The following is a 25,851-nucleotide window of genomic DNA, read 5'->3' on the forward strand; positions in this document are numbered from 1 at the left end:
GCATGGCTAGAAAAATAAAGAAAAAAGATATAGACAAGCAATTATTAGATACTATTTATTCACTGCAATCCGAATGGAAGCAGGTTCAATCCATTATCGATCAAAGCATGGAACCGACAATTACCGGATATCATCAGGCAAAACTACTGCGGGCACAGTATCTATTTTTGCTGCGTGAAGCCCGGCATCGTAATGTCAGTGCAAAAGACTACTAGAAAGAAAGAATAGCATGCCAAATTCTTTGTTGATTGGCACGCTATTTTTTATTGGAAGTTAATAGCCTGGGGAGATTGTGATTGAAGAAGTATTACTGCCGATGATACCTTTGTCGCATTCGTTGCTTTAACGGGCGATGAGTGAACGAATGAGAAGAATGTCCGTCTGTTCGTTGAAAGATCGCTCCGATGAGTGAACGAAAGCGAAGAATCACCGCCAGTTCGTTAAAAGATTACTCAAGAATTTTATTAAGTGTTATTGTGCTTAAATTATCAATGACTGGGATATTCAATGAGTGTTTTATTGTCACCTCAGTAAATAAATTCAATCTGCCGTTATTGTTCTTTTTTTACCCGAAATTGCATAAGTACTATAAAGGGGACAAGAAAGGTTGGGTGTATCGTGAGTTCTACAGTTGTTATTACAATCATGGTGGCATTAATTATTTTATTATTAATTGTGGGAGCCCCGGTGAAACCGATGCGCTTTATTGGGCATACGACAATCAAGCTTGGGATCGGCATATTATTTTTATTTTTCGTGAACGTTTTCGGTGGTGCGATTGGTTTACACATTCCAATCAACCTGTTCACGGTCATTATCTCCGGGTTTCTCGGGTTATTTGGCGTAGCTTCCCTGGCAGCCATTCATTTATTTATTATTCCTTAGTTAAATAGCATTAAAGTTTTTTAGTTTCCCTGCATAAAATACGTTAGATTCGGAGATACTAGGTTCTAACGGAGGTGGGGACATGAAAAAAATAAACCAGCGATGTGGTATTTGTGAGGAAGAAAAGGAAAAAGGCATTCATCTGTACACGATGTTTATCTGTACGGATTGTGAGTATAATATGATTCATACCGAACCAAGGGAAGAGAAATACAAATACTACCTGCATAAATTAAAAAATGTAACGCAACCAAAACTATATTCCTAGAAAAAAAGTCTTTGTCGGTACGTCCGCAAAGGCTTTTTTGTATACCTTAATAACTGTAATTTCACTTCAAAGTATTGGTTTTAACCCATTTTTTCAACAAACTTCGTAAATTCCGCACCCTTTTCTAAATTATTCCGTCTATAATGGTGGAGAAGGGAATTGGGGGATACAAATGAATGACCATGAGCTCATATACCGCATTCAACAGGGAGATCATCAAGCAGTAATCACTTTACATAAACGGCATGCCGATCGTATTTTTCATTACCTTTATATGCAAACGGGCAGTTACCATGATGCAGAAGAACTTTTGCAGGATGTATTCTTCAAGGCTGCCAGAAATTTAAAAACCTTTAAAGGAAAATCGTCATTTAAAACCTGGGTTTTCAAAATAGCACGTCACACCGTCATTGATTACTACCGGGGGTCACAGAAGGAAAAGGATACCCAGTCAATGGAAATGGATAAATTTGATTTCATTGGCAAATACGTAGATTCAGCTGAAGATACGGCGTTAAATCATATCCAAATGAATGAGGTAATCAAGTATATAGAAGAACTGCCGTCGCATTATCAGTCTGTTTTGCATTTACGGTTTTTTGAAGGTTTCTCAATTAAAGAAACCTCTAAGATCATGGGAAAATCCGTGTTAGCGGTCAAATCAATACAGCACAGGGCAAGGGCAGCGTTAAACCAAAAAATGAAAATGGAGGTGTATGACGCTTGAAAAAGAAAAACAAGGAAGATCAGGATTTAAAGAATATATTTGAAAAAAAACATTTAATAAAAGCCCCTAAAGTAGCGCACGAAAAAAGTTTAGTGGCTTTTCAACAAGGATTGGAGTCGAGCAAAATGACAAAACCTGCTAATCCAAAATTTAAAAGACAGTTATTTGCAAGTATAGGTTCGGCCGCCGTTATTGGAATCATGGTTATATTATTATTAGATACAGATTTGTTTGCAAACAATGATCCAAGTTCAACACCCTCTCCACCGGCTGCAGATGTGGAAGAGGAAACTGTAGAAGAAGTTGAAGAAAATATGGAACAGAGCGGCCAGCCGATTCATTTAAATGATATTGGTGAAGATGAAGAATTTATTAATGAAGTGCTGGAACGACCAATATTTGACGCAAACTCATATAGTCCAAACCTTCAATCTTTCGATAATGCCTTTGTCCTGGATTTACCCACAAACTGGTCTATGGAAGAAACAACAGAGGATGATCATTTGAATGTTTACCTCAGCGGAGACGAAACAGAGCAGATTCAAATTATTTTATTTAATAAGGAACAGACAGATGGAGCATTAATCGATTACGCAGAGGAACTGCTATCTAATTATAATCATACGGATCAAACCATTGTGCCGAGCTCCAGTATTATTGAAAAAATTACGCAGGAACCTTTGTCATTCAATCGTTATGAAATGTTGTTTCCATTTAACATTGAGGAGGCGCAGGTTTATGCATTTAAAAATGAAGATATAGGGCGATATTATGAAATCTTCATAGCAGAATTTTTCAATAGACAAATGATTTATGTTGCCGATTTGCCGTTGGACAATAAAGAAACCTGGCAAACATCATGGGAAATGCTTGCTTCCTTGGCACCCGAAGAAATGCCATATCTGATGCTGGATGAGACAGAAATGCACCCAACTTATGCTAGACCAGTAGAAGGAGAGGCCATTGTACACTTAGGCGCGTTGAGAATTGATTCCATAGATATAGAGCTTTATGTAAATGAGGAATTAGGAATGACCAGTTACATTGAATCCGGCACGGAAACAGAGAAAATTGACGAGGACGTGTATACGGAATGGCGATTTTACGACAGAAGGTTTTCCGATTTCAGTTTCTATTCATACGGCATGGTGAAGGAAGGATTTCCGTTGGATCAGGGATACCAGCCAATTTTTAATACGTTTGGTATGGATCCTGCTTTATATAATGAGAAGGATGGAGCCATACCTCACCATTATAACTATGGCAATAATTCCGGCGGGAATAATTATAATGGTTATATTGAGTTTTTCGAGGTGGAAGGCAATTGGTACTTTGAGCGTGTTCATGAAGATTATCAGGACTATAATGGCGGTATTTTCCATGAGCGCATGAGACTATTGAAAAATGAAGCGGAACATTTTTAATATCTATTCTGCTTTCATTTGTAATTCTATGATGAAAACATGATAATAAACATAAACTTCCTGACTCCGGTGTTGTAGTATTTTTAAGCTATGACACCGGTCATTTTCATTTTTATTAAAGGTTGAAAAATAAACACGGAGCGATACACATGAACCAGAAACAAACCCCTTTATACGATACATTAGTCAATTTTACAAAACAACATCCAATGTCCTTTCATGTACCCGGACATAAAAACGGGGAAATTTTCCCTGACAGAAATTTTTACGACCGTATATTGCAGCTGGATCTGACTGAACTGCCGGAGCTGGATGACCTGCATTCGCCGACGGGGCCGATTGCAGAAGCACAGGATCTGGCTGCTGATTTTTTTCGGGCAGATCATACTTTCTTTCTTGTAGGAGGAAGTACTGCCGGGAACCTGGCGATGCTGCTTGCGTCATGCTCCAGTGGTGATAAAGTGATCGTACAGCGAAATTGCCATAAATCAATTATGAATGGACTGGAACTGGCTGGGGCGCATCCCGTATTTATCTCTCCGATGTACGATGAGACAGTCGGCCGGTATACAAATCCGGAAATACATACACTGGAATCAGCGCTAAAAACGCACCCGGATGCCAAAGCTGTCCTGCTTACCTACCCGGATTATTTTGGTAAAACCTATGCTATTCAGGAAATGATCAAAGCAGCGCATGTACGCAATATTCCTGTCCTTGTGGACGAAGCGCACGGGGTGCATTTTTCCCTGGGAGAGCCGTTTCCTCCGTCAGCTTTATCCCTTGGTGCGGATGCCGTGGTGCAGTCTGCTCATAAAATGGCACCCGCCATGACGATGGGGGCCTTTTTGCATGTCGCAAAATCATCACGCCTTTCCAAAGAGAAGCTGGGTCATTATTTGCAGATGGTGCAGTCAAGCAGTCCTTCCTATCCATTGATGGCTTCTTTGGATATAGCGAGGTATTTTTTAGCGTCATTGAAGAAACAGCAAATACAGGAAGTCATGGAAAGTGCTGCACAGCTAAAACAAGTGCTGCAGGCTTCCGATTGTTGGCAGTTTGTACCTTCAGATGATCCGTTAAAGCTGACATTGCAAGTGAAAGAGGGAGTCAGCGCAAAAGAAACAGCGGCACTTTTTGAAGAGGAAAATATGTATCCGGAGCTTACTACCCATAATCAGATTTTATTTATTCATGGGCTTGCTCCCTTTCCGCATAGGCAAAGGGTAGAAAAAACCGTAAAAACAGTCAGCCGGCAATTAAAAAAAGGACCCGAACATGGTACAATAGTAGGGGAAGATCTATTTTTGAATCCGATGCAGGAATTGGCGTTATCCTATCGGGAAATGGATCAAATACCACAGGAATTGGTGCCTTTTCATAAGGCCGTTGGATATATAGCAGCAGAAGCCATCATTCCCTATCCACCAGGCATACCGCTTATTCTCAAAGGAGAAAAGGTGACGGAAGCACATGTGGACATGCTCCGGAAACTGAAAGAAGAGCAGGTGTCCATTCAGAAGTGGAATAAGCGCGGCATGATGATATTTCGGCAGTGAAAAAGGGGAAGAAATGACGTGAAGGGATATTTTATTACATTTGAAGGCGGGGAAGGTGCAGGGAAGACAACCGTACTGCATGCAGCAGGAAAAGCACTGGAAGAACAGGGTTATGACGTCATGACTACCCGGGAGCCGGGCGGAATTGAGATTGCAGAGCAGATTAGAAATGTCATCCTGGATCCTGCCAATACTAAGATGCAAAAAAGAACAGAGGCATTGTTGTTCGCTGCAGCCCGCCACCAGCATTTGGCAGAGAAGGTATTACCTGCATTGCAAGCGGGAAAGATCGTATTATGTGACCGATTCATCGACAGCAGCCTGGCATATCAGGGGTACGCTCAAGGACTTGGTATGGATGAGGTGTTTTCGGTCAATCAATTTGCCATCCAGGACTGCATGCCTGACTTAACATTATTTTTTGATATTGAACCAAAAAAAGGATTAGCACGGATTGCGGCGAATAAGAATAGAGAAAGAAACCGTCTGGATTTGGAAACGATCCATTTTCATGAACAGGTTTACGAAGCTTATCATATTTTGTTACAAAGATTTCCGAATCGTATGTACTGTATTGATGCGGATCAGCCGATGGAATCAGTGAAAAAGGATGCTTTAAAAGAGATTGTCATGCATTTAAAATAAGGAGGAGGTGGACGGGTTGAAGCTGATTATCGCGGTTATTCAGGATAAAGATTCAAACCGCCTGACGGATGCGTTGAGTGATGAAAACTTTAAAACAACCAAGCTTGCGACAACGGGCGGATTTTTAAAAGAAGGAAATACGACATTGATGATCGGTTGTGAGGATCAATATGTCGATGAAGCATTGGAAATTATTAAGGAAAATTGTTCCCATCGCGAGCAAATGGTAGCACCTATTTCCCCGATGGGCGGCAATGCAGACTCCTATATTCCAAAACCGGTGAAAGTCGAAGTAGGCGGAGCAACCTGCTTCATATTGCCAATCGAATCGTTTTACCAATTTTGAAATAGCGGGGCGGTTTTCTTGTTGCATATAACGTTTATGGAGCAGGAGAACCGTCCCCGTGTTACAGGAAGGGGCTGGGGATATGAAAATTGGTCATGAGTTGAGAACACAATCGGATACGGCGTATTCCCGGCCGTCTGCGGGCAATACGAATGAATTTCATAAAACATTTCAGTCCCGGATGCATCAGGTGAAGGAGCAGGAATTTCAGCAATTGATGAAGGATATTACGCAGCAGGGAAATAAGCTGGCACGTTTCCGTTCCTTCCGTGACCTGGCCAAATTCAAGCGAATGGTCAAGCGTTTTCTGCAAAAAGCAGTCAAGGAAGGGATGGACCTGGAGCAGTCCCATAGCTTTGGAGTCAACGGACAATCCCGTCACCTGACGGTAGTGAAACAAATAGATGAAAAACTAATGGAATTAACGGAAGAAGTCATGAACCAGGAAAAGAAGACAGTGGACATTTTAGGCCTGATCGGAGAAATAAAAGGTCTGCTGATTAACATATATATGTAATTGATAGGGAGTATGGGGGAGAGCAGCAATGAAAACATGGTCGGAAGTGGCGGAAATTCAGCCGTTGGCAGGCAGAATTATTACAAACAGCATAAAAAGAGACCGCATTTCTCATGCATACCTGATCCAGGGAGAACCTGGAACAGGAAAGGAAGCCATTGCATCATTAATCGCAAAAGGACTATTTTGTACGAATAAAGAGGGGATTGAACCTTGCCATACATGCAATATGTGCAAAAGGGTCGATTCCGGAAATCATCCGGACGTACATTGGGTGGTGCCTGACGGGCAGTCGATTAAGATAGAACAGATTAGAAACCTGCAAAAGGAATTTACATACTCCGGCATGGAATCCAATAAAAAAGTTTACATTATTAAAGCTGCAGATACACTGACATTAAATGCTGCCAACCGGATTTTAAAGTTTCTGGAGGAACCATCCAGGCAAACGACAGCTATTATGCTGACAGAAAACAGCAGCGCCATCATACCAACCATTCGCTCCAGGTGCCAGGTAATTGATCTACAACCGCTCAATCCGAAAAATTTCCAAAATAAATTAATAGAAGAAGGAATCCCCGAGCAAAGTGCCGTATTGATGAGTGCGCTGACCAACAGCATGAAGGATGCGCTTACATGGAAGGCTGATGACCAGTTTGCCACAGCCTCAAAATTAGTGGTACAATTGGTAGAAACGCTTGTAAATAACCCTGAGGATGCATATCTTTTTATACATTCCTCCTGGATGCCGCATTTTAAAGAAAGACCGGAGCAGGAACAAGGTCTTGATATGATGGTTTTGGCATGGAAGGACGTTCTTTATTATCATATCGGCAATGAAAACCAGCTCGTATTTTTTCAGGCAAATAGTGATTTATTGCAAAGAGCTGCATTGTCATTTTCACAGGAAAATATTATTTCCATCTTACAGGCTATTTTACAGGCGAAAAGAAAATTGAAGCAAAATGTCCATCCGACCTTAGTGATGGAACAGCTTACACTTCAACTAAAGAGGTGAAAAAAGATTGATCACAGTTACAGGCGTCCGCTTTAAAAAAGCGGGTAAAATATATTACTTTGATCCGGGCGATGCCCCCGTTGAACTGGACAGTTATGTTATTGTGGAAACAGTTCGGGGGATTGAGTTCGGAAAGGTTGTCCTTGTCGATAAGAAGGTGGATGAAGAGGATGTGGTGCTGCCGCTGAAAAAGATTATCCGCATGGCAACAGAGAAGGATAAAATAACCGTCGTGGAAAATCAGGAACAGGCCGATAAAGCCTTTGAGGCTTGTACGAAGAAGATTAAAGAGCACGAGCTGGATATGAATCTAGTAGATGTGGAATACACATTTGACCGGAATAAAATTATCTTTTACTTTACGGCAGATGGACGCGTCGACTTTCGTAATTTGGTTAAGGATTTGGCTTCCATGTTTAAAACCCGTATTGAATTGAGACAGATCGGTGTGCGGGATGAAGCAAAAATGCTCGGCGGTATAGGCCCATGCGGCAGAATGCTATGCTGTTCCACTTTCTTGGGTGATTTTGAGCCCGTATCGATAAAAATGGCCAAGGATCAAAACTTATCATTAAATCCGGCAAAAATATCCGGCTTATGCGGCAGGTTAATGTGCTGCCTGAAGTATGAAAATGATGAGTATGAACAGGCCAAACGCGAACTTCCTGATATCGGGCAAAGCCTGAAGACACCATACGGCAAAGGAAAAGTGATTGGATTAAACATGTTGGAGCGGCTGATTCAAATAGAAATTGGCGGCGAAAACGAACAGGTTATTGAGTATACGTTGGATGAACTCATTAATGAAGGTATGGTTGCAGCTGCAAAATAATGGAGTGAGTAGGCGTGGATAACAATCGGAGAAAAATATTCGACCAAGTCTCTGATATGGAGAAACAAATAGGGGAACTATATGAACAGCTTGGCGACCTGAAAGGAAAACTAAGTGAGCTCCTGGAAGAAAATCACCGGCTGGCCATGGAAAACCATCATTTACGCGACCATTTCGGAGAAGCAGAGGAAAAAGAGAAAGACAACAACACAGATAAAAAGAAACGAACCAATAGTTCTCCGAAAGAAGGCTATGATAATTTAGCCAGATTATATGAAGAAGGCTTCCATATATGCAACTTTGAATTCGGCAGTCCAAGACAGGAAGATTGTATCTTCTGCCTGGATTTTTTTAATAAAACATCGTAAAACACAGGGGCGGTTCTCCTTTTGCAGTTGCATCAGGAGAACCGTCCCTGTGTTGCAAAAGAAAGGATCAACCATGGTACCATTATATGATGATGAGAGATTGGATTATTTGCTGGCAGATGAAAGTATGAAGATTATCCAGAGTCCAATGGCATTTTCTTTTTCATTGGATGCTGTGCTGCTTGCCCATTTTGCTTATGTACCAATTAAAAAGGGAAGCATTCTGGATCTATGCACGGGTAATGGGGTGATACCCCTGCTGTTATCCAAACGCACCAATGCGAAAATAACCGGGGTGGAAATCCAGGAACGCATTTATCAAATGGCAGTAAGGAATTTTGCATTAAATAGGCTTACAGAGCAATTAAGCGTCATACACGGCGATTTAAAAGAAATGCAGCCGATTTTGGGACAAAGCAATTTTGACGTAGTAACTTGCAATCCACCATATTTTCGCACCCCTTCCAAAAATGAGCATAATCACAATGAATATTTAACGATCGCCCGCCACGAAGTTTACTGTACATTGGAAGACGTGGTGAAAGCGTGCAAACTGCATGTGCGGCCCGGGGGAAAGGTAGCCATGGTGCACCGTCCGGGAAGACTGGTGGATTTGATTGCATTGTTCCGCTCCTACAAATTGGAGCCAAAGCGTATTCAGTTTGTATACCCGAAAAAAGGAAGGGATGCAAACATGCTGCTGATAGAGGGGGTCCGGGACGGAAAACCGGATTTAAAAATTTTACCGCCTTTATATATTTATGAGGAAGATGGAAACTATACAAAAGAAGCAGAGGAAATTATTTATGACAGAGCATGAACATATCGTTTATATATTAAAATGTAAAGATAATACATTCTACACAGGCTACACGAATGATTTAGAGCATCGACTTAAAATGCATACAGAAGGAAAAGGCGCAAAATATACGAGGGGAAGAGGGCCGTTTCAAGTGGTGTATGTGGAACGTTTTCCGACAAAGGAAGCTGCAATGAAAAAGGAATATGAGATTAAACAATTGGGCAGAAAAGGAAAAATACAGCTGATCCGCAAGATGCTGAAGGAAGTGAGTAGCAGTGAACATTCAAAAGAGCTTTGAAGATACGGATAAGGGAACACTTTATGTCGTTCCCACGCCTATTGGAAACTTGGAGGATATTACATACAGAGCGCTGCAAACATTAAAATCAGTTGATGTCATCGCAGCTGAGGACACCCGGAATACGAAAAAGTTATTGAATCACTTTGATATTTCCACTCCCTTAATCAGCTATCATGAACATAATAAATTGGCCAGGGAAGAGCTTCTTTTGGAAAAATTGTCACGAGGAGAATCGATTGCTGTAGTGAGTGACGCCGGAATGCCCGGAATATCCGATCCGGGATTTGAAATCGTACAGGCAACTGCGGAGGCGAATTTGCCTGTGGTAGTGCTGCCTGGTGCGAATGCAGCTTTATGTGCGTTAATCGGCTCCGGTCTGCCCACGAACGAGTTTTATTTTTATGGATTTTTGCCAAGAAAGAAAAAAGAAAAACAGTCGGAGCTGGCGAGACTAAAAGATTTTCAGGCCACGCTTTTGTTTTATGAATCACCCTACAGGTTGAAGGATACGTTGCATGGAATGAAAGATATATTTGGAATGCGTCACGCTGCTCTTGCCAGGGAACTGACAAAACGATTTGAAGAGTATGTCCGGGGCACAATGGATGATTTAATCACCTGGTCGGAAAAGAATGAGCTTAGGGGGGAATTTTGTATTGTAGTGGAGGGAAGTACAGAATCGGAAATAGGCGAGCGTTCTGAATGGTGGCAGGAGTTGTCCATAGAGGAACATGTGAATGGCTATATGGATAAAGCGGATTATACGAGTAAAGCGGCGATTAAACAGGCGGCATTGGACCGAAATGTGCCAAAGCGGGAGATTTATCAGGCATATCATGTGGGAAAAGGTGATTGAATTTCCTGTTATATAATGATTATGGTAAAACGAATGGTTTCGATAATATATCCTTAACCTAGAGAATTACATCAACAAGTCGCACAACAAGGTTGAGAGGTCACTAAACCTTAAGTTCACCAGAACCTTCATATGAATAACGAATTTTTTCCTGTTGGGTATGTGCATGAAGAACATCTCATGATTAAAAATAGTAAAAAAAACAATAAAAACCATCTTTACTTTGGACATTTAGAAAAACGGCCAGCAAATATGAATTTTGAGCTTTTCGTAGACAGATTTATTGTCTCTAATGGTTCGAACTTTTGGGAATGGCCATGGTTAGTTGCAGAGAAATATTATAAGCATTTTTAATTTTGGATATTCCATGGAGGTTTCCGATAGCCCTATGTTGTGAAGAAGTATAGAGAAGACAATAACTATAAAACAAAAATATCCTTTCTGCCATAATGGGCATGGTAATGCGCGCTTCATCCCCGCAACTTTTCACATGTTGTTTCGTCTAATATCATATAAGCAAAAATTTTCACGCATTTAGGAGGCATACATGTGAAATATAGGAGATGGAACATATTGCTGCTAACAGCAAGTGTGTTGATAATCGGTTTGGTTGCTTGCGGCACGGAAGACACACCAAACGAAGAATCTGCCGAAAACACAGATGCTGGTGAAAATGAAGGGGAGTTTTTTTCGGAGGAATATATTCTAACGTACTTTTTGGAAGCGGATGAGGCGCATATTACCCTTGATATTTCAAAGGCCCGGGCCGAATATATGATGGAAATAGAAGGAGCAGACGGTGTGGACGATATGCAGTATACGCTGCAAGTGGAAAGAACCGGGGAATTGGATATTGTCAATACAGATGAGGAATCAGTTGCCGTGGAAGAAATACATGAAGGGGATAAAGTGTACGCAGCATATGATATAGAGGACTACATGGACAAGGCTGAGGGTGTTATACAGATAGACACAGACCGGCTGGTCATAGACAATGTAACTCCCGAAGAAATGATACAGCGCTTTGCCCCCTCTGATGGAGACGGTTATTATGTGGGTATCGTGCACCGGAGAGGAGAAGGATGGGGCGGTTATGATGAATTTGATCTGGAGCATTTGCTGGATTACGATCATGTGACCAGCTTCGGAAGTATTTTGCACCAGGATGGCGTGCCGGCATATGACTATGTGGAAGCTTTCGATATCGAAAAGGATTTACCCATCTTCTTTATTATCAGTCAGGATGGTTTGGAGTACCAAACATACGAATTAGACGAGGTGGATGAATTCCTTGAGGAGGGCTGAACCTTAGTGCAAACAGGTTTGAATAGCTTACTTTATTTGCTGCATGAAAAAGCATGAGTAAAGTAAATCACTCATGCCAATGTCTATAACAAAGAAACCCCAGCAACCAATTGAATCTCCACCGGCGCATTGCCGGGCAAAGATGCAACACCTAACGCAGCGCGGCTTCCTATACCTGCATCGCCCAATGTCTCAAATAAATAAGCAGATGCATAATCTGCCAGGCTGGTATGTTCCTGAAAGGTATCTTCTGCATTCACGTAAACATTCAGCAGGAGTATCTGCTCCAGTCTTTCTCCTGCTGCAAGTGTCCCGTCTTTTTTAACGTATTTACTTTTTACATATTGAATGTAGTTTTTAGTCAACGGATATGTACTGTTACAACTTATGAAAGTACTTGTATTGATTCATTTTCTTATCACCCCCTTTTTCTTGTCATTATCGAGAGATAGGATACATCACTTTTAGATTATCTTTTCAATAAATCTTCTATAAAGCATCATTCTATGTGTCGAAAAATGACTAGTTATGTCGACGAAATAGTACAAATATACTATATTTTTTGATTCATATTTATGTTAATTTTTAAGAGAAATGTATTTTAATGGTTATAATGGAAGGGGGGTAGATGTGTTTTTATTGGATTTCCAATTAATTTAAAAAGGGGGAGAAAAATGAACAAGTTATTGAAAAGGTTTTCGATTATTTTTCTAGTTTTATTGTTGTCTTTTATGTTTGTTCCAAACATCCATGCACAATCAAACATCCAAGTTCTAACCTCTTTAGATGAAGAAGAAGTAAAAATTACTGAGAAATTTTTTCTTAAGGTAAATGAAGATGGTTACACTGAATCAGTTTCTTCAGAAGAACTTGAAAAAATAGAGGAATTAACTAGAAAAGAATTTCAGCAAAATGAAAAAGAAGTAATTAATAACACTGAATCGGTTAATCCTGAAGCAATATTAGAGGGTCAAAATGCTAATAAAGAAGATATACCCGAAATTGATATAGACCTACAGAATACAGGATACGTTGGGATTACTACTCAAACAATAGCAGATGCCGACAATAGAAGGATTACCTTAGAAGCATCAATCACAGAGCTTATTGGAACACCGCCAGTTAATAATAGTTGGTAGAAGTCTATACAATAATAATCAAGAATTTGGATCTTACAGACAAGTATTCGATATGCATGTAGAATGGACAGGTCCTCAAATTCGTCTTGGGCAATCACATTCTGAGAGTTATTCTGTAAGTTCAACTCAATATTGGATGACATCAACTACGAGTGTAGCTGGGTGGTTGGGTTCTAATCCAATAACTAGAACATCCCAAAGTGAACCGTTTTTGACCAATAGCCGCGCCGTGATTTATCCAATTATTTATAATGAACATAGCGGTGAATATATGCCAACTCCTTACAGAACTGATTTACAAAGGATTCCAAACTCTGAAAGAGTTCCGTGGAACCCCACTTTAAGAGCTAACTATATTCGTGATTATATTGATACCTATGGTGACCCTCAATGGGACTGGGCACCAATTGATATTCACCATGTCGTACAAAGACAATATGGCGGAACGAATAGTTTTGATAATTTATATCCTTTACCTAGAGAATTACATCAACAAGTCGTAGAACGGTGGTGGGATCACTACTAAAACTTAAAGGAGTAGTATTTAATGTTTTTAAAACAAACTTTACATGCATTGAAAACTCAACTGGATAATAATAAGTTAAAAGTGATCTTTCACCAAGGGGAAATTCAAACTGTTGGTTTTCATTTCAATCAACCATCAGATTATAGTTATATACAGAAAGTGAAGACAAACAAAAATTGGTATCTTCCAGCTGACTATGAAGCATTTTTACTGGAGCATAATGGTGCAAAGTTATTTGAATTATTTCTTGGGGACACCAACATTGGCGGTGGGTTACTACTTTACTCTTTAGAAGAGGTTCAAAAAGTTCACCAGAACCTTAATATGAATAACGAATTTTTTCCTGTTGGGTATGTGCACGAAGAACATCTAATGATTAAAAATAGTAAAGAAAACAATAAAAACCATCTTTACTTTGGGCATTTAGAAAAACGGCCAGCAAATATGAATTTTGAGCTTTTCGTAGACAGATTTATTGTCTCTAATGGTTCGAACTTTTGGGAATGGCCATGGTTAGATGCAGAGAAATATTATAAACATTTTTAATTTATCTAAGTTGTGGTTATCTACTAGAAGCAGGTATCCAATCCATTTTTAATAGATCAATTTAACTCCTGATTTAGCCTATGTTATGTAAGGGAAAACAAAAAACGGAAGCACCTTTAAGTGTGTAATAAAAAAGTCCTTCTCTGCCATAGTGTTCACAGTTTGCCAAACGATGTAAGGCAGAGGGGACTACCATCATAACCATACTTGCTTTTAGTCTTTGCCAAACTAAACTTATTTTATGCAAATGGGTTCGTTATCTATAAAGAGAATATTTTTATTGTTTTTAAGAATAAACCCCAGCAACCAATTGAATCTCCACCGGCGCATTGCCGGGCAAAGATGCAACACCTAACGCAGCGCGGCTTCCTATACCTGCATCGCCCAGTGTCTCAAATAAATAAGCAGATGCATAATCTGCCAGGCTGGTATGTTCCTGAAAGGTATCCTCTGCATTCACGTAAACATTCAGCAGGAGTATCTGCTCCAGTCTTTCTCCTGCTGCAAGTGTATTTTCTGCAGCAGCCAGTGCATTGGCTGCTGCCTGAATGACTGCAGATTTATAGGTTGAGAGCGGCTCCGTTGTTTTCACTTTTTCGCTTTGCAGCAATACGCCATTCTTTCTTGGCGTCATTCCAGCCGTATAGATTATGTTCCCAAACCGAGAGGCCGGGACATATTTTCCTTGTGGAACAGGGTTATTTTTTTCTCCTGAATGACTCATTTACGATTCTCCTCCACGACCTGAATGACACGGTCTATGGCATCTGCTGCTGCTTTATGGTCCTGTGAAAAATTGATACGGAAGCTGTCAGTAAATTGTGGGCCAAATTCTGTACCAGGTGTTACCGTAACACCGGCCTGAAGACGGAGCAGTTTCACAAATTCATTTATCGAAACACGTAACGCCGGAATGCTTGGAAACAGATAGCTTCCCGCCTCTGTAGCTCTTACTTTAAAGCCTGCCGCAGCATGTAATTTTGCAACCAGGTCATCACGGATGGCCTGGTGCGCGGCAATACGTTCCGTCATCCATCCATCCGGCTCGGAAAACCAGGTTTTCAGGACGGCTTGACTATATCCGCCGGCGCGCAGGGAAACGATAGCCTGCAGCTTTTCCATGCGATCGATAATTTTGGCTGAACCGAATGCAACACCCAGTCTGTAGCCGCTGAGTGATTCTGTTTTTGATGGTCCCATAATCGTGATGACATTTTCCGGGTCTACCATATTTTGCGCGGATAAATGCGTGTAGGTTCTTCCCTCAAAGATCAGGCGTGAGTACAATTGGTCCACGATAACATTTGCCCCGTACTGTTGTGCAAGTCCTGCAATTGCCCGGATTTCATCCTGTGCGTAAATAACGCCTGTCGGATTGTTTGGGTTGGAAAACAAGAAGAGTTTCACCCCGGATTTAAATGCATCCTCCAATTGTGTTAAATCCAGGCCTGCGGAAGTATCTGTTGCATAATAGTCCATCTGCACAGGAACGATTTCACCATCAAAAAATTCGACCAGTTTTCGATTGGCAAAGTAATCCGGCTCTACGATGGCTACCTTGTCGCCCCTGGAAACGGTGGACCCCATAGCAAGAAAAAGTGCTCCCTGTGTCCCGGGGGTAATGATAAAATTTCGCTCTGCGTCAATTGTTGCACCTGTGAAATGAGACAGCTTTTCGACTACATTTTCGCGAATATCTTTACTTCCGCGATACTCGGTATATGCCTGCTTACCACCAAGCCGGACCCCTTCGTTAAAAACATCAAGGGAGCCAGGAACCGGTTCAAAAGCATCCACATCACCGTGCGAAAAGTCAACCGGTGTCCCGGGGATTTTCTCATATTGCAGTTTAACCTCATCTGTACCCTGTCTTACTTCCTGACCAGGCGCATATTCAGCACCCAGCTTTAAAAACTTTTTATCTAATGTATCCATGATTAGTCACTCTTTTCTGTTATATTTATTTCACTTTGCATCAAGCTTTATTTTTCCTTATAGTTATCATAGTAGTCCTTATCCCACCTTAACTCAAATACGAAAAAAAATATAACGATATAAATATTTATATATACTGATAGTAGTGAAGTATCTGCTCAACAAGAAAGGGAATCACAGTAGAGGCGGAAATAAAATGAGGTGCTGCTGTAGATAGAGAAATTGTTATTCCCAAGCTATTTCTTGAGTTGTTTGGCTGTTCACGGTTACTTCTGCTTTTATCGTAATTAGTGTTCTCATAAATAAATAATTTTTAAGCAGGTAAGAAATTATCAAACTTTCTTACGCTGGGGCTGCGCTAAATGCTCGCCCCACCAAAAAAATTTGAATAAGTCCAAAAGGCTATCACCTAAAGGCTTGGTGACAACCAAATTTTCTCAAATCATGAATACGTCAGTTTAAGAAGAGGTGTCTTTATGTTGAAAAATATGGATTATGTGTATGCAGTATATACAAATAAAAGCTTTTCCAAAGCGGCAGAAGCGTTGTATATTTCACAGCCGGCACTTAGTGCAACCATCAAAAAGGTGGAAGAAGAGATTGGGCTTCCCATATTTGACAGGAGCAGTAATCCCATCCAATTAACCACCGCCGGAGAATACTATATTGAATCGATAGAGAACATCATGAGCATAGAGAAAGAAATGCGTTCCTATTTTAATAGCTTGCGGGATAATACGGCGGGAACGATCAATGTCGGGGGAGCTTCCTTCTTTTGTACTTATATTTTACCGGCAATTGTGCAGGAGTTTAAGGAGGAGTACCCAGATCATATGGTAAATCTTCTGGAAGCCAATGCAGATGATCTGATGAAATGTTTGCGTTCGGGAATTGTCGATATAGTGATAGATGTTGAAAAAAAAGGCGTTCCTAAAGCCTTCGATGCTTATGTTTGGGCAGAGGAACATATTTTACTTGCGGTTCCGGCATCTCTTGAGGTGAATAACCATTTAGAAGCGTACCGTCTCACGTTCCATGATGTGGCAAGCGGCCATTATGTGCATGAAAAGTACCCAAAAGTGAATCTCAAGGCATTTGAAAATGAAAATTTCCTATTACTGAAAAAAGGAAATGATATGTACCAGAGAAGCTTAAAAATGTGCAAAACAGCAGGCTTTACCCCCAAGGTATCCATGGATCTTGACCAAATGCTGACCTCATATTATATTGCCCGCAACGGAAAGGGCATTGCTTTTGTACGTGCCGGGGTTACCCGCCATCTGGAAAGGACAGATAAATTATTCTTTTACAAAATAGATGATCAACATGCCTATCAAAAAATCATGTTGTATTATAAAAATTCGGAGCCGCTTTCCAAAGCCGGGGAGGATTTTATTGAATTTTTGAATGGGAAGAGGCTTGTTGATATGTAATCTTTTGAATAACTTTGATTGGGATTTAAAAAAGGAGCGCTCATTTCATTTATTAATGAACGTTCCTTTTGGCATTAAGATGACCCTTATCGGTTGTTATCTGATGATGGCAGTACTCATGAAGAATGCATCCGCTTGGCACTTCTTGCCGCAATGTTTTCTGTAACCTCCAGGAATAACTCTATCTCTTCCACACTATTGCAGTGCAAAGGCGATATTCTTACTGCCCCTTCCATTCCAAATGAGTTCAGCATTCTTTTTGAGTAAATACTGGATGCCATACGCTCATAGACAATCACATCTTCCGCTTCATATTGTCTGACAGCCTCCTGAAAATCCAAATGTTCTATGCTAATTGCTACAATGAAATCCCTTTTGGACAAGTCTTCATAGTCAAGGTGGACGGTGACGCCGCGAATATTTCTTAAGCCTTTCACTTTATCGGTTCCATTGAGCATGACTTCCAGAAGTGATTGTTCATATAAAGCGATCTGCTCCATTCCTTTGACATATAAACTTCTTTTGTCCTGATCACTTGAAAATTTGCTGCCGATCCAGCACACATGATCAACAATCTCACTGATCGATGCAAAGTGGGCGGGTACCGGGCTGCCAAGCTGTAAATCACTATCAGTCTTGCCAAATAGACGGTGATGCGGGAGGCTTGCAGCTCTTTCGGATAGATAGGCAATGCCGCAACCCCTAACGCCAAAAAATTTATATGGCGCAAAGTTCATGACATCCACAGGTGTTTTTTCCACATCAATGATTCCGTGTGGAGCATGCTGTACGGAATCTACGATAATATACAAATCCGGTTTAATTTTTCTTGCTTCTTTTACGATCGTTTCGATATCCAAAATGGCACCTGAGATATTGGATGCGTATATCACACTTAAAAAGGAAGTTTCATTGTCTATGCGTTTTATAATTTCTTCCACATCCACTCCCCCTGTTACAGGGTTTGTTTTAGCCACGCGAAATTCCTTCCCTGTCTTTTCTGCATAATACTTTGCGGAGTCATATGCAGATGGGTGCTCCAATGCAGTGGTCACAATATTGGTTCCTTCCACATTTTCAGCAATCTTTCCCGTTATTTCAAAAATGGCCTGGGAAGCAGTCAGGTAAGTTGCAATACTGCCTTGTTTCGCATTGAATATAGTGCGTGTGTCGTCTATCCCTTTTTGTTCCACCTCCGCCAGGTATTTTGCGGCTGCATGGTCACGCTGTGGATGGTCGGGAATCAAGTCAAACTGAGTAAATTTTTCAATGGCACGCTTTAATCTTAAAGATCCGCCGGCATTGTCAAAATACAGTCTCTTTGTCTGCTTGAGGGGATCCATATCAACAAAAGCGAACTTTTCTCTTATTTCTTCCAGTAATTCCTTCGTAAATAACGCAGATTCATTATGCAGTTTGGTCATTTTCATTAGTCCTCCTATTTTGTTCCAGGATGTATTTTACTGGTGAACCCAATGCTTGGATTGTTAAAAAACAAAAGCTTGCCGTACTTCACGTCAAAAGCTTATTTAGTTTCAAGTAAAAAATGCTCGTTTAACTTGTGCAAATATTTTGCCTTCCAGCTATAATAGTAGTTCTTATTATCCTATAACTCAAATACGAAAATGTTTATAATGGTATATATTTTTCTCTATATTAGTGGGTGGATATGTCAACAGTGCTGTTCCGGACTTAGCATGAAAATCCCCGCAAAGAAGCCCCCGGCAATTTATACACTCATTCATTTTGTTTAACTTGGACCCCCATAGAAAAAGGGATTCTTGAAAGCAAAAATAGCTTTCAAGAATCCCTTTTGTGGCAAGCGGGTCTTCCGGCATGTTGATAATAGATAATGTTCCGCTAAGCAGTATGTATGCCATTGTTAAAAATGCGGCAATTTATCTATTTATTAAAACGAGTTTCGATTTCTTCCACCAATTGCTTGGCACCTTCCTGGCTGAGTACAATTTTTCCATTCGCCAGGAAAAGGTTATCCTCGGAAACTTCGCCTGTAAGATGGCATGTCATATTTGGCTTATATTTCTTCAGAATGATTTTATCGGTATCCACATAGATTTCCATGGAGTCCTTCTCATGGATATCCAGCGTTCGGCGTAATTCAATTGGAATAACCACTCTCCCCAGCTCATCAACTTTTCTAACAATTCCTGTAGATTTCATGTCGTTTCCCCCTTTGGTTTTGTTAAACAGTTATTTCTTTACTAAGCTTTAAGGAAAATTTACTTAGCATGGAATACTGTCTTTATTACTATTTGATAATAATCGTCATATTTCGACAACTTCTTGTGTATAGAATACCAACCGTGCCTTTTATTGTCAATAAAATTTTTAGAAAAAATTAAAAATTAGTCAAAAAGATAAGCCTGCTCCTACACGGCTTTGAAGCATCCAGTAAATAAAAAAAGCATTAGCACCTATAACATTAAGAAAAAAAGTGAATAATTAATACGTAAATCATTCGACAAAATTCGGGGAGTGACAGTGCTCAACCCCCTTATAATGGACAATAGGGTATAATGAAAATACGTCATTACGGACTTTTATAAGGGGGTTATAAAATGGATGAAAAGCAAAGAAAGACCCACAAAAGTGCTGAATTTAAATTGAAGGTAGTACAGGATATTCTTGAAAATGGTCGGAGTGTTGCACAAGTTGCCGAAGAGATTGGTGTACATCGGGATACGGTTAATAATTGGCGTAAAGCTTATCTTTTAAATGGTAAAGAAGGATTAATCAATCAACGTTCTGTTACTCAACGGAAGAAAGTTAATGAAGGACAAAAAGTGACAGAGCTAAAGAAAGAGCTAAAAGAAAAGGAATTAGAGATAGAAATCCTAAAAAAGTTCCAGGCCTTTCTCAAGGAGAACGAATAGCCAAAAAATATGATGCGGTTACTTATTTGAGGAAGGCTCATCATTATCCTGTGGTCCTGTTATGCCGCGTACTTGGTGTGTCCAAAAGTGGGTGACGGATATGACGGAGCTGTGGGTGGAAAACCAAAAAGTTTATATTTCAGCCGTTATGGACTTATTTAACCGGGAGATTATCGCTTTTAAAATATCGGAGAGCCCAAACCAGCAGTTAATTAAGGATACGATTGAAGCAGCACAAAGAAAAAGAAGGTTAAAGACATTGGAAGGCGTACTCATACACAGCGATCGGGGCAGCGTCTACAGATCGCTTATGTATCATCAATTGAGCAGCAAACTTAAATTTATACCCAGCATGTCAAGGAAGGCAAACTGTTGGGATAATGCCGTCATTGAAAGTTTTTTCTCACAGCTTAAAACAGAATTTCTTTGTTTCTATCCCAACTGTTCACGAAAGACTTACAGGAAAAATTTATTATCCTTCGTAAAACGATTTAATGAGAAACGAATCCAAAAGAGACTTGGGTTCATTTCTCCTAAAGCATATTATGTACAATACAAAAATTGTGCCTGACTGCCGTCCATGTAACCACAGCGCAGCTGCTTGCCCTTGACTGTCGTGCCACTTCTTAGTGATCGCTGGAAGGGGACGGGGCCCCGCCAGCGGAACTTAGAAGTGATTGTCCATGGTACGCTTGTTAGGCGGATGGTCTTCCCCTTAGGGGATTATTTCTCCCATCCGCCAGTCAAAAAATACCATGGACACAAACAAAGTCAAGGGTGGTGGGTCAAGAAAACCTATATTGATTGTCGACTTTTTTAATGTCCTTTTTTAAGGGGCTTGACCACAGGCACTTTTTCAGCAGTCCCAGTCCCCTTCTTGGCAAATTCAATGAGAAAAGCTACAATAGTAATATATTTCATTTTTGGCGTGCTGAGATAGGCAGGAGGTTTTATTGATGACGGAACAGAAGACTTTTTATATTACGACGCCAATTTATTACCCTAGTGGTAATTTGCATATTGGACATGCTTATTCGACGGTAGCAGGAGATGCTATTGCCAGGTATAAGCGGATGCGTGGATATGAGGTTATGTATTTGACAGGAACGGATGAACATGGCCAAAAAATCCAGAAGAAGGCAAAGGAACAAGGGATGGCCCCACAGGATTATGTGGATGATATTGTTGCCGATATTCAAAAGTTGTGGAAAAAGCTGAAGATATCCAACGATGATTTTATCCGTACAACGGAAGAGCGCCATAAAAAGGTAGTGGAAAAAATATTCGATCAGCTTGTCAAGCAAGGGGATATTTACCTGGATGAGTATGAAGGTTCGTATTGTACATCCTGTGAATCTTTTTTCACCGAACGCCAGCTGGAGGATGGTCGTTGCCCGGACTGTGGCGGTCCTGTCGAACAGGTAAAAGAGGAATCCTATTTCTTTAAAATGAGTAAATATGTGGACCGGCTTGTACAATATTACGAAGACAACCCCGAATTTATCCAGCCGGAAAGCAGAAAGAACGAAATGCTGAACAACTTCATTAAACCCGGGCTGGAAGACCTGGCTGTATCCCGTACTACTTTCGATTGGGGGATTAAAGTGCCGGGCAATCCGAAGCATGTGATATATGTCTGGATTGATGCGCTGACAAATTATATTACAGCACTGGGCTATGGTTCGGATGATGATGCGAAGTTTCAAAAGTTCTGGCCTGCGGATGTTCATTTAATGAGTAAGGAAATTGTCCGTTTCCATACGATCTACTGGCCAATTATGCTGATGGCCCTGGATCTGCCACTGCCGAAAAAGGTATTTGCCCACGGCTGGATATTAATGAAAGACGGAAAAATGTCCAAGTCCAAAGGAAATGTTGTTGATCCGGTAAGTCTGACAGACCGGTATGGTCTCGATGCACTGCGCTACTACTTACTCCGGGAAGTGCCATTTGGTTCGGATGGTGTGTTCACACCGGAAGGGTTTGTTGAGCGCACTAATTATGATCTCGCCAATGATCTGGGGAATTTATTAAATCGTACGGTTGCCATGATCAATAAATACTTTGACGGGGAAATTCCAGCATATAAAGCTTCTGAAACAGAAACAGATGAATCACTGGAAGCATTCGGAAAAGCAACGATTGACAAAGTTGAAGAAGCAATGGAAAACATGCAGTTCTCTGTTGCCTTATCTTCTTTATGGCAAATGATCAGCCGGACGAACAAATTTATCGATGAAACAGAGCCATGGATCTTGGCCAAGGATGAGGAAAGCAAAGCACGTCTCGGCAATGTAATGGCTCATCTGGCGGAATCGCTGCGGAAAGCAGCTGTGATGCTGCAGCCATTTCTGACAGATACACCGGCGGAAATTTTCCGTCAGCTGAATATTACAGACGAAGCATTGCAGCAATGGGACAGTGTTTATGATGACGGAAAGATCCCAGCTGGTACCAAAGTACAAAAAGGGAAGCCGCTATTCCCGCGTCTGGACGTGGAAAAAGAAGTGGAAACCATTAAAAATATGATGAAAAAGCCAGCCGAGGAACCAAAGAAAAAGAAAAGCGACAGCAAGAAAGCCGAAATTGCTTTTGAGGACTTTATGAAGCTGGACTTGCGGGTAGCTGAAGTGCTGCATGCGGAAAAAATGAAAAACGCCGATAAACTGCTGCGCCTCCAGCTTGATGTTGGTTCAGGCAAGCGTCAGGTCATTTCCGGCATTGCCGAATACTATAAACCGGAAGAACTTATCGGTCAGAAAGTGATATGTGTAACCAACTTAAAACCGGTGAAATTGCGCGGGGAGCTTTCAGAAGGCATGGTACTCTCCGGTGAGGACGAGAATGGAAACCTTGCTCTTGCATCCGTGGCAGGAGATCTGCCAAACGGTTCCATCGTTAAATAAGCAATTTTTACTTGAAAAAGGTCAAACTCTTGTGAGCTTGGCCTTTTTCAATAAGGTTAACCTAAATGACTGGTAGCTGAAAATATAAAATCAATTAATAATGAATATAGAAGTAAGACTTATATAAGCGTAGTACACAGGAAAGACGGCAAACATAGATGATGAATATAAGGTAAGAAAGCTTTAAACAAAGGAGCCATACATATGCTTTTTGATACACATGTCCATTTAAACGCAAGACAATTTTTTGAAGATCGGGATGAAACCATCCAGCGCGCATTTGAGGCCGGTGTAAAATATATGACCGTGGTAGGCTTTGATGCCGAAACGATCCCTTTGGCCATCGAAATTGCTGAACAATATGAAACCATTTATGCAGCAGTCGGCTGGCATCCGGTTGATGCCATCGACATGACAGATAAAGAACTGGATTGGATAGAGGAATTATCTGCTCATCCCAAGGTAGTGGCAATTGGGGAAATGGGGCTTGATTATCACTGGGATAAATCGCCAAAGGATGTGCAAAAAGAAGTATTCCGCAAACAAATCCGACTCGCCAAAAAGGTAAATATGCCAATCATTATTCATAACAGGAATGCAACAGAAGATATTATTGAAATATTGCAGGAAGAGGATGCCAAAACAATAGGAGGCATTATGCATTGCTATAATGATTCTGTGGATTATGTACAGGCCTGCCTGGATATGAATTTTTATATTTCCCTCGGCGGTCCCGTCACCTTTAAAAATGCAACATTGCCAAAGGAAGTAGCTAAAGAAGTGCCTCTGGACAAGCTGTTGGTGGAAACAGACGCTCCATTTCTTGCACCACATCCTTACCGCGGTAAACGGAATGAACCTGCCTACGTAACATTGGTAGCAGAGAAGATTGCCGAATTAAGAGAAATGACATTGGAGGAAATCAGCGAAATAACGACAAAAAATGCACGTCAATTCTTTGGCATATAACATGATGAATTGATCATTACCCTTCAATAATCTGTAAAAAAATAGAAAAAAGCAGGATGTAATATTAAGTTATTAGCTTCTTTTCTTAGACTTGCCCAAGGGCAAGTCTGCTTTATTTTTCAAAAGTGTTACAAGCGTAATTCGAATAATGCCAAGGGGTCCCGCATTTTTTAGAAGGAAAAACGTAAAAAGCCTGTTCTGTTGTAAAGGAATTGTAAACCAACCGTAAACGGAATTCCTTTGACTTAGCATATAACTGTTAATATAATCTAATATGCAATTCAAAGGAGGCAATAGCATGCGATTCATTTCAAAGCTAATGCCGGCGTCTGCATTGAAGCTGGTAATGTCGGGTGCGGGAATTCTGGCACTTGTCGTATTTTCAGGTTTCCTATTATTTGAAGCAACCAAAGCGGAAGTAGTTATTATCGATAACGATAAAGAACACACCATAGATACGCATAAGAGTACGGTGGCAGAGGTGCTGGATGAGGTAGGGATTACTGTTGGCCAGCATGATGAACTGTCTCATGAACTGGACGATGCCATCGAAAATAATATGGAAATTGACTACCAAACTGCAAAAGAAATTATCGTAACCTTAAATGGTGAAGAAAACCTGTTTTATACAACGGCAGATACAGTAGAAGCATTTTTTAATGAAAAAGATTTAAGCTTTGCAGACCAGGATGATGTATCCCATCAATCAACCGATCTTATCAAGGACGGACTACATATTGAAGTAACAGAGGCATTTGAGGTTGCCATAAGCGATGGCGGAGAAGAGAAAAATGTCTTGACTACAGGTGGATCGGTGGAGGAATTGCTGGAAAATGAAGATATTGCATTTGATCCGGACAGTAATGACAAAATCAATTTTTCAACAGGATCCGTACTTACAGCGGGTATGAACATTGAAATTGTACGAATAGATAAAGATAAAGAAGAAGTAACCGAAACAGTGGCGTTTGACACAGAAAAACGAAATGACAGTTCCCTGTTAAAGGGAGAGGAAAAGGTAATCTCCCAGGGTGAAGAAGGAAAAATAAAGAAGATATATGAAATTATATTTGAAAATGGAGAAGAAGTGGATAAACAGCTGGTGGATGAAAAAGTAGTAAAGGAAAGCAGGAACAAGGTGGTGGCCATAGGTACAAAGGAGCCGGAACCGGAACAAAATGTGGTTACGCTTTCCAGTGAAGAACCGAAATCCGAAAGTAACGAATCATCTTCAAGTAATTCGGATTCATCCAACAGTACAGTATCAAGTGAACCATCGTCATCGAAAGAGTTTACGATGTCCTCTACTGCCTATACCGCAAATTGCAACGGGTGCTCAGGGTTCACTTCTACAGGAATAGACCTGAATGCAAACCCAAATAAGAAAGTGGTAGCAGTAGATCCAAATGTGATCCCACTCGGCTCAAGGGTTTGGGTGGAAGGATATGGTGAAGCGGTTGCCGGAGATACAGGCGGCAGCATTGTTGGAAATAAAATAGATGTGCATGTTCCTACCCGGTCCGATGCAAACAGCTGGGGAAGAAGAACAGTAAAAGTAAAAGTTCTTGATTAATGAAAATGCTCTTATCATGGTAAAATGGTAAGAGCATTTATTTATGATTTAGGATCTGTTATAAAAGTTATATGCAA

Annotated in this window: 30 protein-coding genes; 25 read left to right on the forward strand and 5 right to left on the reverse strand. The window is 40.6% G+C overall.

Annotated elements, in window-relative coordinates:
- Window positions 1-2 precede the first annotated feature (2 nt).
- From ACZ42C_RS15275 to ACZ42C_RS15350, 16 genes are all read left to right on the forward strand, one after another.
- A complete protein-coding gene (locus ACZ42C_RS15275) occupies window positions 3-215 on the forward strand; it encodes a YaaL family protein (RefSeq protein ID WP_461182818.1) in 213 nt (70 codons plus the stop codon).
- Window positions 216-618: 403 nt separating this feature from the next.
- Window positions 619-885 carry a pro-sigmaK processing inhibitor BofA family protein gene (locus tag ACZ42C_RS15280; RefSeq protein ID WP_461182817.1) on the forward strand — a complete coding sequence of 89 codons (267 nt, stop codon included), beginning with the start codon at window positions 619-621 and terminating at the stop codon, window positions 883-885.
- An 82-nt stretch (window positions 886-967) separates the two neighbouring features.
- Window positions 968-1,153, forward strand: coding sequence for a sigma factor G inhibitor Gin (locus ACZ42C_RS15285; protein WP_461182816.1), 186 nt, complete (start codon window positions 968-970; stop codon window positions 1,151-1,153).
- A 172-nt stretch (window positions 1,154-1,325) separates the two neighbouring features.
- Window positions 1,326-1,880, forward strand: a complete 555-nt coding sequence (locus ACZ42C_RS15290; protein ID WP_461182815.1) for an RNA polymerase sigma factor — start codon at window positions 1,326-1,328, stop codon at window positions 1,878-1,880.
- Complete coding sequence (locus ACZ42C_RS15295) at window positions 1,877-3,304, forward strand: hypothetical protein (RefSeq protein WP_461182814.1); 1,428 nt, start codon at window positions 1,877-1,879, stop codon at window positions 3,302-3,304. Before ACZ42C_RS15290 ends, ACZ42C_RS15295 begins: the two co-directional genes overlap by 4 nt.
- 149 nt (window positions 3,305-3,453) lie before the next feature.
- Window positions 3,454-4,863 carry an aminotransferase class I/II-fold pyridoxal phosphate-dependent enzyme gene (locus ACZ42C_RS15300; RefSeq protein WP_461182813.1) on the forward strand — a complete coding sequence of 470 codons (1,410 nt, stop codon included), beginning with the start codon at window positions 3,454-3,456 and terminating at the stop codon, window positions 4,861-4,863.
- An 18-nt stretch (window positions 4,864-4,881) separates the two neighbouring features.
- On the forward strand, window positions 4,882-5,508 hold the full coding sequence (gene tmk / locus ACZ42C_RS15305) for a dTMP kinase (protein ID WP_461182812.1): 627 nt from the start codon (window positions 4,882-4,884) through the stop codon (window positions 5,506-5,508).
- 16 nt (window positions 5,509-5,524) lie between these two features.
- Window positions 5,525-5,854 (forward strand): cyclic-di-AMP receptor, encoded by a 330-nt coding sequence (locus ACZ42C_RS15310; protein WP_461182811.1) that lies wholly within the window; start codon window positions 5,525-5,527, stop codon window positions 5,852-5,854.
- Between the two features lie 82 nt (window positions 5,855-5,936).
- Window positions 5,937-6,371 carry a YaaR family protein gene (locus ACZ42C_RS15315; protein ID WP_461182810.1) on the forward strand — a complete coding sequence of 145 codons (435 nt, stop codon included), beginning with the start codon at window positions 5,937-5,939 and terminating at the stop codon, window positions 6,369-6,371.
- A 28-nt stretch (window positions 6,372-6,399) separates the two neighbouring features.
- On the forward strand, window positions 6,400-7,389 hold the full coding sequence (gene holB / locus ACZ42C_RS15320; protein WP_461182809.1) for a DNA polymerase III subunit delta': 990 nt from the start codon (window positions 6,400-6,402) through the stop codon (window positions 7,387-7,389).
- A gap of 7 nt (window positions 7,390-7,396) precedes the next feature.
- Complete coding sequence (locus ACZ42C_RS15325) at window positions 7,397-8,221, forward strand: PSP1 domain-containing protein (protein ID WP_461182808.1); 825 nt, start codon at window positions 7,397-7,399, stop codon at window positions 8,219-8,221.
- Between the two features lie 56 nt (window positions 8,222-8,277).
- Window positions 8,278-8,589, forward strand: coding sequence for a DNA replication initiation control protein YabA (gene yabA, locus ACZ42C_RS15330; RefSeq protein ID WP_461182841.1), 312 nt, complete (start codon window positions 8,278-8,280; stop codon window positions 8,587-8,589).
- A 73-nt stretch (window positions 8,590-8,662) separates the two neighbouring features.
- A complete protein-coding gene (locus tag ACZ42C_RS15335) occupies window positions 8,663-9,409 on the forward strand; it encodes a tRNA1(Val) (adenine(37)-N6)-methyltransferase (RefSeq protein WP_461182840.1) in 747 nt (248 codons plus the stop codon).
- Window positions 9,396-9,689 carry a GIY-YIG nuclease family protein gene (locus ACZ42C_RS15340; RefSeq protein WP_461182807.1) on the forward strand — a complete coding sequence of 98 codons (294 nt, stop codon included), beginning with the start codon at window positions 9,396-9,398 and terminating at the stop codon, window positions 9,687-9,689. The genes ACZ42C_RS15335 and ACZ42C_RS15340 overlap by 14 nt, the downstream gene beginning before the upstream one ends.
- The gene (rsmI, locus tag ACZ42C_RS15345; protein ID WP_461182806.1) at window positions 9,667-10,548 is read left to right on the forward strand and encodes a 16S rRNA (cytidine(1402)-2'-O)-methyltransferase; all 882 of its coding nucleotides are present in this window, start codon (window positions 9,667-9,669) and stop codon (window positions 10,546-10,548) included. The genes ACZ42C_RS15340 and rsmI overlap by 23 nt, the downstream gene beginning before the upstream one ends.
- Window positions 10,549-11,097: 549 nt before the next feature.
- Entirely contained in the window at window positions 11,098-11,853 is a 756-nt protein-coding gene (locus ACZ42C_RS15350) for a hypothetical protein (RefSeq protein ID WP_461182805.1), read from the forward strand.
- An 83-nt stretch (window positions 11,854-11,936) separates the two neighbouring features.
- Here ACZ42C_RS15350 and ACZ42C_RS15355 read toward each other — a convergent pair whose 3' ends face one another.
- Complete coding sequence (locus tag ACZ42C_RS15355) at window positions 11,937-12,218, reverse strand: RidA family protein (protein WP_461182804.1); 282 nt, start codon at window positions 12,216-12,218, stop codon at window positions 11,937-11,939.
- 309 nt (window positions 12,219-12,527) lie between these two features.
- Here ACZ42C_RS15355 and ACZ42C_RS15360 point away from each other — a divergent pair, with 309 nt between their 5' ends.
- From ACZ42C_RS15360 to ACZ42C_RS15370, 3 genes are read left to right on the forward strand one after another with little or no spacing between them, the layout of a single operon-like run.
- Window positions 12,528-12,992 (forward strand): hypothetical protein, encoded by a 465-nt coding sequence (locus ACZ42C_RS15360; protein ID WP_461182803.1) that lies wholly within the window; start codon window positions 12,528-12,530, stop codon window positions 12,990-12,992.
- A gap of 52 nt (window positions 12,993-13,044) precedes the next feature.
- Window positions 13,045-13,518: an HNH endonuclease signature motif containing protein gene (locus ACZ42C_RS15365; RefSeq protein WP_464891286.1), complete on the forward strand. Its 474-nt coding sequence runs from the start codon at window positions 13,045-13,047 to the stop codon at window positions 13,516-13,518.
- 21 nt (window positions 13,519-13,539) lie between these two features.
- Window positions 13,540-14,064 (forward strand): SMI1/KNR4 family protein, encoded by a 525-nt coding sequence (locus ACZ42C_RS15370; protein ID WP_461182801.1) that lies wholly within the window; start codon window positions 13,540-13,542, stop codon window positions 14,062-14,064.
- A 286-nt stretch (window positions 14,065-14,350) separates the two neighbouring features.
- Here the strand turns inward: ACZ42C_RS15370 and ACZ42C_RS15375 are convergent, their stop codons facing one another.
- Window positions 14,351-14,788 (reverse strand): RidA family protein, encoded by a 438-nt coding sequence (locus ACZ42C_RS15375; protein ID WP_461182800.1) that lies wholly within the window; start codon window positions 14,786-14,788, stop codon window positions 14,351-14,353.
- Complete coding sequence (locus ACZ42C_RS15380) at window positions 14,785-15,999, reverse strand: pyridoxal phosphate-dependent aminotransferase (protein WP_461182799.1); 1,215 nt, start codon at window positions 15,997-15,999, stop codon at window positions 14,785-14,787. Before ACZ42C_RS15380 ends, ACZ42C_RS15375 begins: the two co-directional genes overlap by 4 nt.
- Before the next feature lie 476 nt (window positions 16,000-16,475).
- Here ACZ42C_RS15380 and ACZ42C_RS15385 point away from each other — a divergent pair, with 476 nt between their 5' ends.
- Entirely contained in the window at window positions 16,476-17,432 is a 957-nt protein-coding gene (locus tag ACZ42C_RS15385; RefSeq protein WP_461182798.1) for a LysR family transcriptional regulator, read from the forward strand.
- Between the two features lie 116 nt (window positions 17,433-17,548).
- On the opposite strand, the gene ACZ42C_RS15390 is transcribed toward ACZ42C_RS15385, so the two are convergent.
- Window positions 17,549-18,856, reverse strand: coding sequence for an aminotransferase class V-fold PLP-dependent enzyme (locus ACZ42C_RS15390; RefSeq protein WP_461182797.1), 1,308 nt, complete (start codon window positions 18,854-18,856; stop codon window positions 17,549-17,551).
- 478 nt (window positions 18,857-19,334) lie between these two features.
- Window positions 19,335-19,613, reverse strand: coding sequence for an AbrB/MazE/SpoVT family DNA-binding domain-containing protein (locus ACZ42C_RS15395; RefSeq protein WP_461182796.1), 279 nt, complete (start codon window positions 19,611-19,613; stop codon window positions 19,335-19,337).
- 398 nt (window positions 19,614-20,011) lie between these two features.
- On the opposite strand from ACZ42C_RS15395, the gene ACZ42C_RS15400 reads away from it, so the two are divergent.
- The 5 genes from ACZ42C_RS15400 to ACZ42C_RS15420 all read left to right on the forward strand — a co-directional run bounded on the left by ACZ42C_RS15400 (window position 20,012) and on the right by ACZ42C_RS15420 (window position 25,774).
- Window positions 20,012-20,326 carry a transposase gene (locus ACZ42C_RS15400; RefSeq protein WP_461182413.1) on the forward strand — a complete coding sequence of 105 codons (315 nt, stop codon included), beginning with the start codon at window positions 20,012-20,014 and terminating at the stop codon, window positions 20,324-20,326.
- A 61-nt stretch (window positions 20,327-20,387) separates the two neighbouring features.
- Window positions 20,388-20,897: an IS3 family transposase gene (locus tag ACZ42C_RS15405; protein ID WP_464891287.1), complete on the forward strand. Its 510-nt coding sequence runs from the start codon at window positions 20,388-20,390 to the stop codon at window positions 20,895-20,897.
- A 385-nt stretch (window positions 20,898-21,282) separates the two neighbouring features.
- Window positions 21,283-23,232 carry a methionine--tRNA ligase gene (gene metG / locus ACZ42C_RS15410; RefSeq protein WP_461183325.1) on the forward strand — a complete coding sequence of 650 codons (1,950 nt, stop codon included), beginning with the start codon at window positions 21,283-21,285 and terminating at the stop codon, window positions 23,230-23,232.
- Between the two features lie 204 nt (window positions 23,233-23,436).
- Window positions 23,437-24,201 carry a TatD family hydrolase gene (locus tag ACZ42C_RS15415; RefSeq protein ID WP_461183324.1) on the forward strand — a complete coding sequence of 255 codons (765 nt, stop codon included), beginning with the start codon at window positions 23,437-23,439 and terminating at the stop codon, window positions 24,199-24,201.
- A gap of 298 nt (window positions 24,202-24,499) precedes the next feature.
- Window positions 24,500-25,774: a ubiquitin-like domain-containing protein gene (locus tag ACZ42C_RS15420; RefSeq protein WP_461183323.1), complete on the forward strand. Its 1,275-nt coding sequence runs from the start codon at window positions 24,500-24,502 to the stop codon at window positions 25,772-25,774.
- The last annotated feature ends 77 nt before the right edge of the window (window positions 25,775-25,851 follow it).

This window comes from Virgibacillus kimchii, assembly GCF_055379185.1.

Excerpts from the sequence above, each read along its gene's own strand:
- ACZ42C_RS15395 (WP_461182796.1), bottom strand. The coding sequence starts at position 19,613 with ATGAAATCTACAGGAATTGTTAGAAAAGTTGATGAGCTGGGGAGAGTG.
- ACZ42C_RS15370 (WP_461182801.1), top strand. The coding sequence starts at position 13,540 with ATGTTTTTAAAACAAACTTTACATGCATTGAAAACTCAACTGGATAAT.
- ACZ42C_RS15385 (WP_461182798.1), top strand. The coding sequence starts at position 16,476 with ATGTTGAAAAATATGGATTATGTGTATGCAGTATATACAAATAAAAGC.
- yabA (WP_461182841.1), top strand. The coding sequence starts at position 8,278 with ATGGAGAAACAAATAGGGGAACTATATGAACAGCTTGGCGACCTGAAA.
- ACZ42C_RS15415 (WP_461183324.1), top strand. The coding sequence starts at position 23,437 with ATGCTTTTTGATACACATGTCCATTTAAACGCAAGACAATTTTTTGAA.
- ACZ42C_RS15420 (WP_461183323.1), top strand. The coding sequence starts at position 24,500 with ATGCGATTCATTTCAAAGCTAATGCCGGCGTCTGCATTGAAGCTGGTA.
- ACZ42C_RS15380 (WP_461182799.1), bottom strand. The coding sequence starts at position 15,999 with ATGGATACATTAGATAAAAAGTTTTTAAAGCTGGGTGCTGAATATGCG.
- ACZ42C_RS15400 (WP_461182413.1), top strand. The coding sequence starts at position 20,012 with ATGGATGAAAAGCAAAGAAAGACCCACAAAAGTGCTGAATTTAAATTG.
- ACZ42C_RS15290 (WP_461182815.1), top strand. The coding sequence starts at position 1,326 with ATGAATGACCATGAGCTCATATACCGCATTCAACAGGGAGATCATCAA.
- ACZ42C_RS15340 (WP_461182807.1), top strand. The coding sequence starts at position 9,396 with ATGACAGAGCATGAACATATCGTTTATATATTAAAATGTAAAGATAAT.
- ACZ42C_RS15315 (WP_461182810.1), top strand. The coding sequence starts at position 5,937 with ATGAAAATTGGTCATGAGTTGAGAACACAATCGGATACGGCGTATTCC.
- ACZ42C_RS15335 (WP_461182840.1), top strand. The coding sequence starts at position 8,663 with ATGGTACCATTATATGATGATGAGAGATTGGATTATTTGCTGGCAGAT.
- ACZ42C_RS15375 (WP_461182800.1), bottom strand. The coding sequence starts at position 14,788 with ATGAGTCATTCAGGAGAAAAAAATAACCCTGTTCCACAAGGAAAATAT.
- ACZ42C_RS15365 (WP_464891286.1), top strand. The coding sequence starts at position 13,045 with ATGCATGTAGAATGGACAGGTCCTCAAATTCGTCTTGGGCAATCACAT.
- metG (WP_461183325.1), top strand. The coding sequence starts at position 21,283 with ATGACGGAACAGAAGACTTTTTATATTACGACGCCAATTTATTACCCT.
- ACZ42C_RS15405 (WP_464891287.1), top strand. The coding sequence starts at position 20,388 with ATGCCGCGTACTTGGTGTGTCCAAAAGTGGGTGACGGATATGACGGAG.
- holB (WP_461182809.1), top strand. The coding sequence starts at position 6,400 with ATGAAAACATGGTCGGAAGTGGCGGAAATTCAGCCGTTGGCAGGCAGA.
- ACZ42C_RS15390 (WP_461182797.1), bottom strand. The coding sequence starts at position 18,856 with ATGACCAAACTGCATAATGAATCTGCGTTATTTACGAAGGAATTACTG.
- ACZ42C_RS15275 (WP_461182818.1), top strand. The coding sequence starts at position 3 with ATGGCTAGAAAAATAAAGAAAAAAGATATAGACAAGCAATTATTAGAT.
- ACZ42C_RS15285 (WP_461182816.1), top strand. The coding sequence starts at position 968 with ATGAAAAAAATAAACCAGCGATGTGGTATTTGTGAGGAAGAAAAGGAA.
- ACZ42C_RS15300 (WP_461182813.1), top strand. The coding sequence starts at position 3,454 with ATGAACCAGAAACAAACCCCTTTATACGATACATTAGTCAATTTTACA.
- ACZ42C_RS15360 (WP_461182803.1), top strand. The coding sequence starts at position 12,528 with ATGAACAAGTTATTGAAAAGGTTTTCGATTATTTTTCTAGTTTTATTG.